Annotated in this window: 17 protein-coding genes; 13 read left to right on the top strand and 4 right to left on the bottom strand. The window is 62.0% G+C overall.

Features of this window, described 5'->3' with window-relative positions; all coding sequences use genetic code 11:
* Window positions 1–142 precede the first annotated feature (142 nt).
* Window positions 143–922 carry a DUF2927 domain-containing protein gene (locus tag JQ600_RS08370; RefSeq protein WP_249135764.1) on the bottom strand — a complete coding sequence of 260 codons (780 nt, stop codon included), beginning with the start codon at window positions 920–922 and terminating at the stop codon, window positions 143–145.
* Window positions 923–1,085: 163 nt separating this feature from the next.
* Window positions 1,086–1,670: a L,D-transpeptidase gene (locus JQ600_RS08365; protein ID WP_212263480.1), complete on the bottom strand. Its 585-nt coding sequence runs from the start codon at window positions 1,668–1,670 to the stop codon at window positions 1,086–1,088.
* 221 nt (window positions 1,671–1,891) lie between these two features.
* Here JQ600_RS08365 and JQ600_RS08360 point away from each other — a divergent pair, with 221 nt between their 5' ends.
* The 3 genes from JQ600_RS08360 (at window position 1,892) to JQ600_RS08350 (ending at window position 5,410) form a co-directional block, all read left to right on the top strand.
* On the top strand, window positions 1,892–3,436 hold the full coding sequence (locus JQ600_RS08360) for an acetolactate synthase large subunit (protein ID WP_212391364.1): 1,545 nt from the start codon (window positions 1,892–1,894) through the stop codon (window positions 3,434–3,436).
* A gap of 125 nt (window positions 3,437–3,561) precedes the next feature.
* Window positions 3,562–4,077: a hypothetical protein gene (locus JQ600_RS08355; protein WP_212391362.1), complete on the top strand. Its 516-nt coding sequence runs from the start codon at window positions 3,562–3,564 to the stop codon at window positions 4,075–4,077.
* Window positions 4,078–4,105: 28 nt separating this feature from the next.
* Window positions 4,106–5,410 carry a M20/M25/M40 family metallo-hydrolase gene (locus tag JQ600_RS08350; protein ID WP_212391361.1) on the top strand — a complete coding sequence of 435 codons (1,305 nt, stop codon included), beginning with the start codon at window positions 4,106–4,108 and terminating at the stop codon, window positions 5,408–5,410.
* A gap of 157 nt (window positions 5,411–5,567) precedes the next feature.
* Here JQ600_RS08350 and JQ600_RS08345 read toward each other — a convergent pair whose 3' ends face one another.
* The gene (locus JQ600_RS08345) at window positions 5,568–6,611 is read right to left on the bottom strand and encodes an HWE histidine kinase domain-containing protein (protein ID WP_212391360.1); all 1,044 of its coding nucleotides are present in this window, start codon (window positions 6,609–6,611) and stop codon (window positions 5,568–5,570) included.
* A gap of 190 nt (window positions 6,612–6,801) precedes the next feature.
* Here JQ600_RS08345 and JQ600_RS08340 point away from each other — a divergent pair, with 190 nt between their 5' ends.
* The 9 genes from JQ600_RS08340 (at window position 6,802) to JQ600_RS08300 (ending at window position 10,645) form a co-directional block, all read left to right on the top strand.
* A complete protein-coding gene (locus tag JQ600_RS08340; RefSeq protein ID WP_212263485.1) occupies window positions 6,802–6,981 on the top strand; it encodes a hypothetical protein in 180 nt (59 codons plus the stop codon).
* Between the two features lie 189 nt (window positions 6,982–7,170).
* Window positions 7,171–7,311: a hypothetical protein gene (locus JQ600_RS08335; RefSeq protein ID WP_212263486.1), complete on the top strand. Its 141-nt coding sequence runs from the start codon at window positions 7,171–7,173 to the stop codon at window positions 7,309–7,311.
* A 212-nt stretch (window positions 7,312–7,523) separates the two neighbouring features.
* Window positions 7,524–7,808, top strand: coding sequence for a hypothetical protein (locus JQ600_RS08330; protein WP_212391359.1), 285 nt, complete (start codon window positions 7,524–7,526; stop codon window positions 7,806–7,808).
* A 177-nt stretch (window positions 7,809–7,985) separates the two neighbouring features.
* Window positions 7,986–8,216, top strand: a complete 231-nt coding sequence (locus tag JQ600_RS08325) for a hypothetical protein (RefSeq protein ID WP_212001304.1) — start codon at window positions 7,986–7,988, stop codon at window positions 8,214–8,216.
* A 106-nt stretch (window positions 8,217–8,322) separates the two neighbouring features.
* On the top strand, window positions 8,323–8,535 hold the full coding sequence (locus tag JQ600_RS08320) for a hypothetical protein (protein WP_249133142.1): 213 nt from the start codon (window positions 8,323–8,325) through the stop codon (window positions 8,533–8,535).
* A 75-nt stretch (window positions 8,536–8,610) separates the two neighbouring features.
* Window positions 8,611–8,874, top strand: coding sequence for a hypothetical protein (locus tag JQ600_RS08315; protein WP_212263529.1), 264 nt, complete (start codon window positions 8,611–8,613; stop codon window positions 8,872–8,874).
* 604 nt (window positions 8,875–9,478) lie between these two features.
* Window positions 9,479–9,985, top strand: coding sequence for a ferritin-like domain-containing protein (locus tag JQ600_RS08310; protein ID WP_212391358.1), 507 nt, complete (start codon window positions 9,479–9,481; stop codon window positions 9,983–9,985).
* 140 nt (window positions 9,986–10,125) lie between these two features.
* Window positions 10,126–10,335 (top strand): hypothetical protein, encoded by a 210-nt coding sequence (locus tag JQ600_RS08305; protein WP_212391357.1) that lies wholly within the window; start codon window positions 10,126–10,128, stop codon window positions 10,333–10,335.
* A gap of 55 nt (window positions 10,336–10,390) precedes the next feature.
* On the top strand, window positions 10,391–10,645 hold the full coding sequence (locus JQ600_RS08300; protein ID WP_212391356.1) for a hypothetical protein: 255 nt from the start codon (window positions 10,391–10,393) through the stop codon (window positions 10,643–10,645).
* A 233-nt stretch (window positions 10,646–10,878) separates the two neighbouring features.
* On the opposite strand, the gene JQ600_RS08295 is transcribed toward JQ600_RS08300, so the two are convergent.
* Window positions 10,879–11,049 (bottom strand): hypothetical protein, encoded by a 171-nt coding sequence (locus JQ600_RS08295; RefSeq protein WP_212391355.1) that lies wholly within the window; start codon window positions 11,047–11,049, stop codon window positions 10,879–10,881.
* 451 nt (window positions 11,050–11,500) lie between these two features.
* Here JQ600_RS08295 and JQ600_RS08290 point away from each other — a divergent pair.
* The coding region (locus JQ600_RS08290) for an AI-2E family transporter (RefSeq protein ID WP_212489773.1) at window positions 11,501–12,147 on the top strand (647 nt) is incomplete at its 3' end.

Raw genomic sequence — 12,147 nt, 5'->3', positions numbered from 1 at the left:
AATGTCACATTTGGGTCATTCGCGCCATCTTGACAGTCTGGCCACGACCACCGCTCCTTCCCTCGAAGCGGACATCGCAACGGCGGCGTCGGGAAGCTAGGGAAGCTAACGGAGGCCAACGCAGCGATCGCGATAGCGTGCCTCACTCCGTCAGGTTATTCACCTTGCGCACCCATGCCCGGACGTCGGCGAGCACGTCGGGCAAGATCGCCCTGACGTCCTGCACGGTCATGCCGGCCTTGATCCGGGGATCGTAGAGCAGGTTGAGCAGGTACTGGTCGTAGACGCCGAAATAGCCCATCGACACATTGTCGTTGAACATGGTCCAGGGCACGGTCGGGGTGTCGTTGATCGGGCCGAGCGATTGCAGCAATTCCTCATAGGCGCAATCGAAGAAGACGAAGTCGCCATTGTCGACGGTGAGGATCACATCGGAATGTTCGATCTCGAACTTTTCGTTCTTGCGAAAGCCGCTCAGGCATTGCGGATCGAGCGAGGAGCGAATCTCGCGCGCCCGTTCGCTGCCGTAGAAGGTTATGATGGTGCGGTTGAGGTCGCGGTCGCGCACCAGCTTGACCAGCACATTGGCATCATCATTGTTCGCGGCCATCGCGATATCCAGGTGCTGAACCCGTGCCGCGATGTCGGCGACGATCTTCGCGAGCTGGGCCTTGCGGTCGGCGCGGGTGCCGTCGGCGAACACCCGAACCGGTGCTTCGTATTTCCGGATGCGGTCGACGCGGCCGGCAAGATGATACTCGGCGCCAAAGGCGATCTTGAAGAAGCCTTCGATGATCTCGCTGTCGGTGAAAACCTTCTTCTGGGCGCGCTGACGCTGGGCGACGGAGGGATCCCCGGCCAACGCCGCGGCGGGCAACAACACTTCGCCGAGAGCTACGGCAGCCAGGGCGGCTGCGAGCATTCGCGGGAATCGAGGCCGGCCAATTGCGCTCATTATGGCTCGACGCTGCCGCAATCGGCGCGTGCGCGCAAGACTTGTTCACGCCTGGCGAGGCCGGTTCAGGTCAACAAGTCTTGTTCGCGCGTCAAGGCAGACGCCGCCGGTTCCCTGACGCTGGATGCGGCTAGTTCTTTACGATCACCGGGGTGCCGACCGAGACGCGGCTATAGAGATCGGTCACATCGTCGTTGGTCATGCGGAAGCAGCCGGACGATACCGCCTGTCCGATGGTCTCGGGCTCGTTCGATCCGTGGATGCGGTAAAGCGTCGATCCCAGATACATCGCGCGGGCGCCGAGCGGATTGTCGATGCCGCCTTTCATGTGCCGCGGCAGATCGGGCCGCCGCGCCAGCATCTGCGACGGCGGGGTCCAGCTCGGCCATTCCTTCTTCGCCGTGATACGGTGGGTTCCGCTCCAGCGGAAGCCGTCGCGGCCGACGCCGATGCCGTATTGCAGCGCCTGGCCGCCCGCGAGCACCAGATAGAGCCGCCGCTCTGCGGTGTTGATGTAGATGGTGCCCGGGGCATAGTTGCCGGCAAAGTTCACGGTCTGCCGCCGGATCGAGCTCGATCCGCCCATGCGGAAATTCGGCCCGCCGCCCAAGATGTCGCGCGAGTCAACGAAGCCCCCGAAGTCCTGGGCTTGCGCGTGACCGACACCGGCCAGCACCGTCAACGTCGCAAATAACAAAGCCAAAACCCGGGTCATTTTCTTCCTCGTGAAAAATCAGAATATGCAGCGAGACAGGCCATAACTGCCGCGATTTCGCAAGCAAAGAGCCCGTGAGCGCGCCATTTTCGGACGCGGCGGTTAAAAAAGGCAACACATCGGAGGCGATGGCTGCATTGTCGGCTAAACCTTTGACGAAACGGGTGAAGAATGATTGATCTTGAGCCGTCTTGAGAACAATCGCGAACGGGGGCGAGACCATGAACGGTGCGGAAAGTCTGGTGCGGACATTGGTCGCAGGCGGCGTCGACGTCTGCTTCACCAACCCCGGCACCTCGGAGATGCATTTTGTCGCCGCACTGGACCGGGTCGAGGGCATGCGTTGCGTGCTGGGCCTGTTCGAGGGCGTGGTGACGGGTGCCGCCGACGGCTATTTCCGCATGAAGGGCACCCCGGCCTCCACGCTGCTGCATCTTGGCCCCGGGCTCGCCAACGGTCTTGCCAATCTGCACAATGCCAAGAAGGCCAATTCCGGCGTCGTCAACATCGTCGGCCAGCATGCCACCTACCACATCGAATACAATGCGCCGCTGACCTCCGACATCGAGGGCCTGGCACGGCCGATGTCGTCCTGGGTTCGGACTTCGCCGGACGCGAAATCGGTCGCCCGTGACGGCGCTGCCGCCATCGCCGCGGCGAGTGGTGCGCCGCCGCAGATCGCAACTTTGATCCTGCCGGCCGACACCGCGTGGAACGAAGCCGACGGCGTGGCTGAGGTGCCGGTGGAATCGCAGCGTCAGAGCTACTCCCCGCAGGCGGTCGAGAAGGCGGCAAAGGTGCTTCGCGGAGGCGAACAGACCTTGCTGTTGATGACCGGCAGCGCGGTGACGGAGAAGGGACTGACGCTGGCGGCGCAAATCGCCGGCAAGACCGGGTGCAGGGTGATGGGCCCGCTGGCCAGTCCGAGAATGGCGCGCGGCCGCGGCCGGTTTTCGATCGATCGGGTGCCTTACGTGATCGAGCAGGCGCAAGCGGCGCTGAAGGGTTTTCGGCACATCGTGCTGGTCGAAGCCAACGATCCCGTGGCGTTTTTCGCCTATCCGAACAAGCCCAGCCTGCTGAAACCTGAGGGATGCGAGGTCCATCGCATGACTTCGAGCGGCGAAAATTCGGTCGCGGCGCTGGAGGCGCTGGCTTCGGCGGTGGGCGCCAAGCCGGCGGACGTGAAGCCGCAGGCCAAGGTCGAACTCGTCAAGCCGACCGGCGCCCTGAACCATGCGTCAATTGCCCAGGCGATCGCCATGGCTATTCCGGACAATGCTATCGTCGTCGACGAATCCGTCACCACAGGGCGAGCATTCTTTCCGGTGATGGCGGCCGGCGCCCCGCACGACTGGATCCAGAATCTGGGCGGCTCGATCGGATATTCGACGCCGGTCGCGACCGGAGCCGCGATCGCCTGCCCGGACCGCAAGGTGATCTGCATGGTCGGCGACGGCAGCGCGATGTATACGCTGCAATCGCTATGGACGCAGGCGCGCGAAGGCCTCAACGTCGTCACGATTGTGTTCGCTAATCGCATCTACCAGATATTGCGTGGCGAGTTCGACGGCGTCGGCGCCGGCGAGCCGGGACAGCGTGCGCTCGACATGCTCAAGATCGACCGCCCGACCATCGACTTCGTCGCGCTCTCCAAGGGCATGGGCGTGCCGGCCCGCGCCGTCGAAAATGTCGACGATTTCGTCAAGGCGCTGGCGGAAGCCGTCGCCGAGCCGGGACCGCGGTTGATCGAAGTGCAGATGTGACGGCTGAAAGCCGTCATTCCGGGGCGCGAAGCGAACCTCAGGTGCGCAATTGCGCACCGGGGGATCTCGAGATTCCGGGTTCGATGCGTCGCATCGCCCCGGAATGACGGAAGGTCGGAGGCGACATGCAGACCGAGCTGAACAAGGTCGTCACGGCGCTATCGGAGTTTTACGCGCACGAGACGTTCCTGCTCGAAAAGGACGTCGGCGAGCGCCCGCTGACGCACCGGCTGGCGGTGCATCTTGAACATCAGTTTGCCGGCTGGCAGGTCGATTGCGACTACGACAGACTCGGCGAGCGGACGCTGCGGCTGCCGCACGGTTCGATCATCTCGACCGACGACCATCTCGGCAAATCGATCTACCCCGATATCGTCGTGCATCAGCGCGAGATCCCCAACAATCTGCTCACGATCGAGGTCCGGAAATCCGCCAATCACCAGCCGCTGGAACACGACCAGCACAAGCTGCGGGCGCTGACCGATCCGCATCTGTGGTTCGCCTACTGGATCGGCGTGTTCGTGACGCTCGGCAAGAAGCAGGTCGCGATGTCGGAAGTCTATACCGGCGGCGTGGTAGACCCGGCTTTGTCGAGCTGGTTCGCCGAGCGGCTGAAGGACACAGGTTTAAGTGCAGGCTGAGGCCTGCGAGGAGAGAGGGAAGTCATTCATGAATTTCAAACGCACGATCCTGACAATCGCCTTTGTCGCGGCAGCTTCGCAGGCCTGGGGGCAGGCCGCGCCCGCGCCGGCGATAGAGCCCATCCTCGCCAATTCCAAGGTCGCCAAGACACTTGAGGACATCAAGGCCGACGATGCGCGAACTCTCGACGAGCAAAAGCGCATCACCGAAATTCCGGCGCCGCCCTACAAGGAAAAGATCCGCGCCGAATATTATCAGAAGCGGATGCAGGAGCTCGGCTTCAAGGATGCCGCGATCGACAGTGAAGGCAACGTCATCGCGCTGCGCAAGGGGTCGGGCGGCGGCCGTCCGAAACTCGTGGTGTCGGCGCATCTCGACACGGTGTTCCCCGAAGGCACCGACGTCACGGTAAAGGAAAAGGACGGCGCCTTTGTCGCGCCCGGCATCGGCGACGATTCCCGCGGCCTGGCGGCGCTGCTGTCGCTGATCAAGGCGATGAACGCCAACGAGATCGCGACCGTCGGCGACATCATGTTCGTCGGCACCGTCGGCGAGGAGGAACTCGGCAATTTGCGCGGCGTCAAGGCGCTGTTCCGCGATCACAAGGACATCGACGGCTTCATCTCGATCGACGGGCTCGGCATCACCCGCGTCGTCAACCAGGCGACCGGCAGCCATCGCTACGAGTTCACCTTCAGGGGCCCCGGCGGTCACTCGTTCCAGGAATTCGGCCTGCCCAGCGCGATCCACGCCATGGGCCGCGCGATCGCCAAGATCTCCGAGCTGCAGCCGCCGTCCGATCCCAAGACCACCTTCACGGTCGGCACCGTTGTCGGCGGCACCTCGGTCAACGCCATCGCGGCCGAAGCGCGGATGGCGGTCGACATGCGCTCGAATTCGACCGACGAACTGCTCAAGCTCGAGGCGCGCCTGCTCGATCTGGTCAAGGAGGCGGTGGCGGATGAAAACGCACGCTGGAAGTCCGACAAGCTTTCGGTGGAGGCGAAAATGATCGGCGACCGGCCCGCCGGAATCGTGCCGATGGATTCCCCGATCGTTCAGGCGACGCAACGCGCGGTCGCCGCCGTCACCCGCGCGCCGCGTGTGACCTTTGCGGGCTCCTCGACCGACTCCAACATCGCGATGTCGCTCGGCATTCCCGCCGTCACCATCGGCGGCGGCGGCGAGGGCGGCAACTGGCACTCGCGCAACGAATGGTACAAGCCGACGGACGCGTATTTCGGCCCGCAAAACGCGCTGCTGACGGTTCTGATGCTGACTGGCCTCGACGGCGTGACCAAGCCGGCGCTGGTGGTGAGGCAGGGGAAGTAGGACGGGGTCTTAATCACAGCCGTCATGGCCGGGCATAGCCGTCTGAAGGACGGCGTCGCTTTCGCTCGCCTATCCCCGGCCATCCACGTCTTTCTTGCTTAGGTGAGGCTAAGACGTGGATGCCCGGCACGAGGCCGGGCATGACGAGCAATGCGGGCTACGCCCCGATGCCCGGGAACGACAATTCGCAGTCCAGTCCTTCGGGTTTCCACTGCCGCGTGATCCGGCCGCTGAGGGTGCGGACCATGCCGTCGATGGCGTCGACGCCAAAACCTTTCCGCATCGGCTCGGCGGTTTGGGGACCGCCGGATTCCGTCCAGCGCAGCTGAAGGCTGTCAGCCTCATCGATCTGCCAGTGGATGTCGATCTTGCCCGCGGGGCCCGAGAGCGAGCCGTATTTGGCGGCGTTCGTCGCGAGTTCGTGTATGGCCACCGCGATCGCCTGCGCGAGTGAGGCGGGAAGCCGGACGTCGGTCCCGGTCATGCTGACCCGCGTCGAGCCATAGGGGCGAAGTTCTTCCTGAATGATGGTCTGGATGCTGGCGCCGGTCCAGCGCGACACCGAGAACAGCCGCTGCACATTGGCGAGCGCACGGAGCCGGCCCTGGAACGCGGCTTGAAACTCCTCCGCCGTGTCGGCCTTGGTCAGCCGCAGCATGGCCTGGATCACGGCGAGCAGATTGTTCGAGCGATGATCGACTTCGCCGGTCAGCAGCATCATGCGCTCTTCGGCCTGCTTGCGGGTGGTGATGTCGACCAGCATGTTGACGGCGCCGAGCAGCCGGCCGGCCTCGTCGCGCAGCGGCGTCGGATAGGGCATGAAACAGATGCGCGAGCCGTCGGGCCGTTCGGCGATCGCCTCGACGTCCCGCACCGGGCGGTTTTCCTTGAGCGCAATCGCCATCGGACAGTCTTCGTGGCGCAGCGGCGTGCCGTCCGGCCAGAACAGCTTCCAGGTCACGCACCACATCTCGCCGATCTTCGGAGTGCGGCCGGCGAACTCGATGCAGGCCTGGTTGAAGAACGTGATCCGGCCTTCGGTATCTGTCGTGTAGATGGCGGCGGGCAGCGCCTGCAGCAGATCGCGGAACTGCTTCTCTTGCGATTCCGCGTCGTCGGCAGCGGCGGTGTTCCTGATGGCGTGCCGGGCCAGGATATTTTCGAGATCGGCTGCTTCGGAATGCCTGAACAAATTCAACATACTACTTCTCCCGCCTGCACTGACGCTAATTCGTCACAAAGGCAAACGTTCCGCGTGACTCGGCGAAATAAGGCGTTTTGCGGTCCGGCGCCGCCCGGCGGGCCGCCAATTGGACAAATTGTCAGCAAATTGCGGTCAAAGCCGCACTGAAATGTCTCGGCCAGTCATTTCGTGCGTAAGGGGAACTTGCATGTCGTACAGGATCGTGGCGGAACGGGAAAACGAGACCGTCAGGATGGACAGGATGAGTTCGCTGATGGCACTCGCCAAGGCGCGGGTGTGGGCCAGCGAAGGCTGGGATGTCACCATCATCGTCAGAGACGAGGATGAGCTGACGCCCGCGAAGACGGACCGTCTGTTGCTGGTGTGATGGTGTTTGCCGACGGCGCAAAGCACTCAGAGAAGGCCGCCCGGGGGCGGCCTTTTTTGTGAACCGCGCGGGGGCGCCGGTTTTGGCCTGACCTTCAAAGCGGCGATCGCTCGCTCGATGTCCCGGAACGATGGAACCGGGAACCTGGACCGGCGTTATCAGAGCGGGCAGGCTCTGTGGAGATGCGCCATGCACTGGCGATCAGCAACCGCGGATGTCGACGCGATGCGCGGCACCGGCGAGGACAACATCCTCTACGCAACCGGATGGACCATCAGCGGGCTCGCGACCCTGGTCACTATCGTCGCGGTCTGGGTATTCGGGATCTGATTCCGCGATTGCTCGCGCGACTGCTAGTCGCGGTTACGCGCAGGCCTGCGCCTGCGCCCGTTAAGGGATCACCAGCCGATCGGGCGTGGCCCACACGGACCCACAAAGACCCCCAAAGATTCTTGGCTCCGCCCGCATTCTTAACTTGATATTTGTTCTTTGTTTGTTCTCTATAGGCTCAACCCCGGGTGAGGTGAGCCATGGATAACAGATTGAACGAAATCCGCAGGAAAATCAGGTTCTTGCGCTCTCAAATGCTGGATGCCGAGAGTACCATCCGCCAACACATCAACCGCGATGAGGACTGCGCCGAGGCCTCGATGCAGCTGATGGCCATGCGCGTCGTGATGCTCGGGCTGATCAGCGAGCGGAACAGGCTCGGCGGCGAAGAACGCCTGCTCGATGTCGATGAGCGGCTGAAAGCGGATTGCCGCGCCGCCGGCCGGGGGCCTTTCAAGGGGCCCTTGAAAGGTGCGCGCGGCCGTCGTGTGCGATGAGGCCTGGATATCAAGAGGCCTGGAAATCAAGAGTCGAAAAGCTGCGCAGGCAGCTTGCCGAACTGGGCTCGGCAGTTCGCCGGCTCAATCAAGCCGGCCTCGACAACGCGACGGCTGACCTCCTGCTTTCGCGTAAGCGGGCGGAGCTGGAAGATTTGATGAAGCGAGGCCATTCCGATGCCGTCAGATCCGCTGAAATGGTACGACCACAACGCGGATAATCCGCCCTGGATCAAGGCGCTCGCCGAAGTCCGGACGTTGGCCTGCCGCGAAGGCTGGTGCTACCAGCACGTCCAGGCCATCATCGTCTCGATCGACCAATACGCGGAAGCCGCACTCGGCAATCGCGGATACTTCCTGAACAAGCCGCATCGCATCGGCGGCAGCAGGAACGATCACGTTCCTTGATGCGCGACGTCGCCCGAGCCGCCGGCGCGCGCGACTTACTTCAAGCGGCCGATGGTCACGGAACAGGTCTCCCTCGGCGGCGTTTGCCTGCATGACCGAGACGCTGATGACAACGATTGAAGATTCCTTCCAGATCGCCTGGGACTATCTGGAGGCAACGGGCGAACTCGGCCATCCCGACACCGCGGCCAATCACCTGCTCGACACGATCGAGACGATGGTTCGCCGCGGCGAGCGTCGCCGGGTGCTTCTCTCCAACACCGCCATCGCCTCCTACCGGCGTTTTCGAGCCGAACAGGGCCTGTCGCTGGCGTCATAGGAACAGGGCTCAGGCTGGAACGTTCTGCTCCTCACGCGGGGTCGGTCGCACCTCGCGAAAGCTGGGGAGGATTTTATGGAAGGCGGTTTCAAGAGCGCTGAAGCGTATCGCGCGACGGCCTTGCTCTGCCGTCAACAGGCCGCGTGCGATCCGGACAATAGCTGGAGGTTGCTCGGTGAGGCCGAGCGGTGGGAATACCTCGCCGAACAGATCCTGGCTTCCCGCCAGAATCGCGCGGCGGAGGGCGCCAAATCGGTCATCGAAACGGGAATGCCACGTGTCGCGCCTTCGCAGCCGAAGACGATGGTTACTCCGCCGCGGCCGCCTCGTTATGGCTAATCCTGTAGCAGCATCGCAGCCGGTGGCCGTTTGATCCACCCTGTTCGATCCAGCAGAGGTCACTGGGAACGCGACATAAAGATCGGAGTTGCCGTGTTATCGCCGTCCTGCCCTTTGGCCTCTACCGGCGACAGAGAGTGTTGTGCTCCCGCCTGAAAGCAGGTGAGCGATGTGCAAAAAGTGCACCGAACTCGATGAGAAGATTGAACACTACAAGCGTATATCATCCCATGTGACTGACCAGCTCACGCTGGACGGTATAGCCGGTTTGATAAAGCAAATGATGGCCGAAAAGACCACGCTCCATCCCGAGCAAAAGCAGTGAGGGACCCCTTTCCATGGGTCAATCGGTAGCGGTCTTGCCGATCACGCTCTGACCGTTGACGCGGGTTGTGGCCGCGTCCTTCAATCCAGGCAAACCGGTCGTAAGCGATATCGCGACAACGCGTGCAACGAGCGTCTTTGTGATTCAGCTACAGCCGCTGCAGCGCCGCCAAAAACAAAATGAGCCGAGAAAAATGAATCGTCACACGGGACGCAGTTGAGGAACAACTCCCGGTACGGCTGGTTCTACCGCAACACAATCCAACAGCCGGAGGCCGTTATGGCGAAAGAGAAAGCACTGCAGGACCTGTTCCTCGATACGTTGAAGGACATCTACTTCGCGGAAAAGAAGATCCTCTCGGCATTGCCGAAGATGGCCAAGGCGGCGCAGTCGCCCAAGCTCAAGGCAGCCTTTGAAAAGCATCTGGCCGAGACCGATGGCCAGGTCGAGCGGCTGGAGCAGGTGTTTGCGTCGATCGAAGAGACCCCGAAGGGCAAGACCTGCGATGCCATCATGGGAATTCTCGACGAGGGCAAGGAAGTCATGGACGAGTACAAGGGCATGCCCGCCCTCGACGCCGGCCTTCTGGCTGCCGCGCAGGCCGTCGAGCACTACGAGATTTCCCGCTATGGCACGCTGAAGACCTGGGCGAGCGAACTGGGTTACAAGGACGCCGTAAAACTGCTCGACGCCACGCTCAGGGAAGAAAAGGCGACGGACAGCGCCCTGAGCCAGCTCGCGGAATCCGAGGTCAACCGTCACGCCGAGACCGCGCAAGCCGCGTAGTCAGGCAAGCGGATCTCATCGACGAAGGGCTCCAGCCTTACGCTGGGGCCCTTCTGCGTTTGCTACTCGCGATCACATAAACGCAACGGAACCGACCGCGCCGCGGTTCATTGGTGTCTTGACCTCCAAGGAGACAGACAATGGCAAAACAGAAACCAGTCAGAACGGACGGCAAGGTTCCGGCACGACCGCACGATTCAGGCAGCCAGGCCAATGAAACCGTTGATGGCCTCGATGCCGAGACCGAGGCGCTGCGACACGCTGCCGAAGATACGCCGTCTGCCGCTGCGCCCGACGATGTCGAGAAGGTGCCGGTATTCGACCGGGCAGGCCGGGCGCCGAAAATCTGATCGGGAAGCAAGCGCCCAAGTTACGAGACTGCAAGTGAAATGCGAGGGTGAGGCGATGAAGTTCGGATACGCACAACCATTTTCCTTCAACATCGGTCATCGCCCGGAAACTGTCGTTTCCCGCGTTCGTCACGGCGTCACCGAGATAACCCTGAGCGACGGCCGGCTGGTTCGCGCGACGCTTCACGTGAAAGACGTCAAGATTGACCCGAACAAGCCCGGCTCGGTTGACGTTTCATACAATGTCATTGCCGAGATCATGAAAACGCCGGACGTGCCCATTCTCGACGTGCATGAGACGATTCAGTGATGAAAGACCATCGGGCGGATTACGCGGGCGCCGAACCCAATGTCACTTGAGTGAATCGGTAGCCACGAACTCAGTGCACTTCTCTCGCTTGAGGGTCGAGACGAGCGAAGCTCGCTCTTGGGTCGCTGGGCTCGAAGAGTGCGGCGGGTGGAGGACGATGACTCGCGCCGACACCCTACCGCTCATCCGCTGACATCGACGGAAATATCGAAGCCCAGGCACCTCGCAAACATTCAATCCTGTTCACTCACGCAGATCTCCAGCCGGGCGTTAGCCAGGGCCTCGACGACGCATTTTGCCATTTGTTTGGCTTCCTCAAAGCCAATGCTTCGCTCGGGATGATCTTTGAAGCATTCGCAAATTGCGTCCGCGATGATCGATTGTACCTGATGTTGATCAACCATGATTTGCCACCTCCATGGGCAGCGCGCTTTCGTGTGCTCTGAAGAAACTCAATCTACGTATGAAGCTTCCTGAAAACGGCTCGACGACCAGGCCGGGCCATTCGAATTCAATACTCGAATTCCGGCATCGCCTTGAGCTGATCCTTGGTGGCGTTGCAGACGGGCGTAATCAGCCGATCAAACCGCAGTGGTTGGATTTGGTTCCGCTCTTGTCCGCGAAGCGCGGCGCGAGGCATCGGCAATTTGCCACTTCTTCCCGATCAGTATCGCAGTGCACCCGATGTCTGTGGAGAGATACGTTCGAACGGGACAACATCTCATGCGGCTCGCAATTGGAACCTTCCCAACAGGATTTCCATTAAGGGTCACGCGGCGCACTTCCGTGCCGGGTTGGCTCGCGCATTGGTAAATAGAGGTGTTGGTCCCAGCTGGCTTGGCATTTTCGAACTTCTTGATCGGCGCACTTGTCGTCGCCGCCCTCTATTTCACGCGCGAAATCCTCGTTCCGATCGCAGTCGCCGTCCTCTTGAGTTTTGTCTTGTCGCCCCTCGTGAGGGCATTCCAGCGCATGAAGGTGCCGCGGTCGATAGCGGTGCTCAGTGCCGTCAGCCTGGCGCTGGCCATCGCCCTCAGTCTTGCGGCGATGGTGATGATCGAGGTCAACCAACTCGCGAGCGACCTGCCGCGCTATCAGTCCACGCTGGGCGAAAAAATCCATAATTTGCGGGACCGGATTGGCAGCGTTGGCGTGCTCAAGAACGCCTCCAGCCTGTTGAAGAACCTGGACAGGGAGCTCAAGTCGCCCGGAAGTGGCGATGCCGAAACGGCGAAGCCATCGTTGTCGGACGGCCCGGCAAGAACGCCTATCCCGGTCGAAGTCCATCAGCCAGACCCGGGCGCGTCGGAGGCACTGATCGCCATGCTGCGACCACTCGCAGCTCCCTTCACCACCACCGGAATCGTGGTGATCTTCCTCATCTTCTTCCTTTTTCAGCGCGAGGATCTGCGCGACCGGTTCATCCGGTTGCTCGGCAGCGAGGATTTGGAGCGCACCACGGCGGCGCTCGATGACGCAGGGCAACGGTTAGGCAGGCTGTT

This window comes from Bradyrhizobium sp. AUGA SZCCT0176, assembly GCF_018130145.1.
Lineage (GTDB): Bacteria > Pseudomonadota > Alphaproteobacteria > Rhizobiales > Xanthobacteraceae > Bradyrhizobium.
This window is presented reverse-complemented; position numbering and strand designations above follow the sequence as displayed.

Excerpts from the sequence above, each read along its gene's own strand:
- JQ600_RS08360 (WP_212391364.1), top strand. The coding sequence starts at position 1,892 with ATGAACGGTGCGGAAAGTCTGGTGCGGACATTGGTCGCAGGCGGCGTC.
- JQ600_RS08320 (WP_249133142.1), top strand. The coding sequence starts at position 8,323 with ATGACAACGATTGAAGATTCCTTCCAGATCGCCTGGGACTATCTGGAG.
- JQ600_RS08300 (WP_212391356.1), top strand. The coding sequence starts at position 10,391 with ATGAAGTTCGGATACGCACAACCATTTTCCTTCAACATCGGTCATCGC.
- JQ600_RS08345 (WP_212391360.1), bottom strand. The coding sequence starts at position 6,611 with ATGTTGAATTTGTTCAGGCATTCCGAAGCAGCCGATCTCGAAAATATC.
- JQ600_RS08365 (WP_212263480.1), bottom strand. The coding sequence starts at position 1,670 with ATGACCCGGGTTTTGGCTTTGTTATTTGCGACGTTGACGGTGCTGGCC.
- JQ600_RS08370 (WP_249135764.1), bottom strand. The coding sequence starts at position 922 with ATGCTCGCAGCCGCCCTGGCTGCCGTAGCTCTCGGCGAAGTGTTGTTG.
- JQ600_RS08355 (WP_212391362.1), top strand. The coding sequence starts at position 3,562 with ATGCAGACCGAGCTGAACAAGGTCGTCACGGCGCTATCGGAGTTTTAC.
- JQ600_RS08340 (WP_212263485.1), top strand. The coding sequence starts at position 6,802 with ATGTCGTACAGGATCGTGGCGGAACGGGAAAACGAGACCGTCAGGATG.
- JQ600_RS08310 (WP_212391358.1), top strand. The coding sequence starts at position 9,479 with ATGGCGAAAGAGAAAGCACTGCAGGACCTGTTCCTCGATACGTTGAAG.
- JQ600_RS08315 (WP_212263529.1), top strand. The coding sequence starts at position 8,611 with ATGGAAGGCGGTTTCAAGAGCGCTGAAGCGTATCGCGCGACGGCCTTG.
- JQ600_RS08335 (WP_212263486.1), top strand. The coding sequence starts at position 7,171 with ATGCACTGGCGATCAGCAACCGCGGATGTCGACGCGATGCGCGGCACC.
- JQ600_RS08305 (WP_212391357.1), top strand. The coding sequence starts at position 10,126 with ATGGCAAAACAGAAACCAGTCAGAACGGACGGCAAGGTTCCGGCACGA.
- JQ600_RS08350 (WP_212391361.1), top strand. The coding sequence starts at position 4,106 with ATGAATTTCAAACGCACGATCCTGACAATCGCCTTTGTCGCGGCAGCT.
- JQ600_RS08325 (WP_212001304.1), top strand. The coding sequence starts at position 7,986 with ATGCCGTCAGATCCGCTGAAATGGTACGACCACAACGCGGATAATCCG.
- JQ600_RS08295 (WP_212391355.1), bottom strand. The coding sequence starts at position 11,049 with ATGGTTGATCAACATCAGGTACAATCGATCATCGCGGACGCAATTTGC.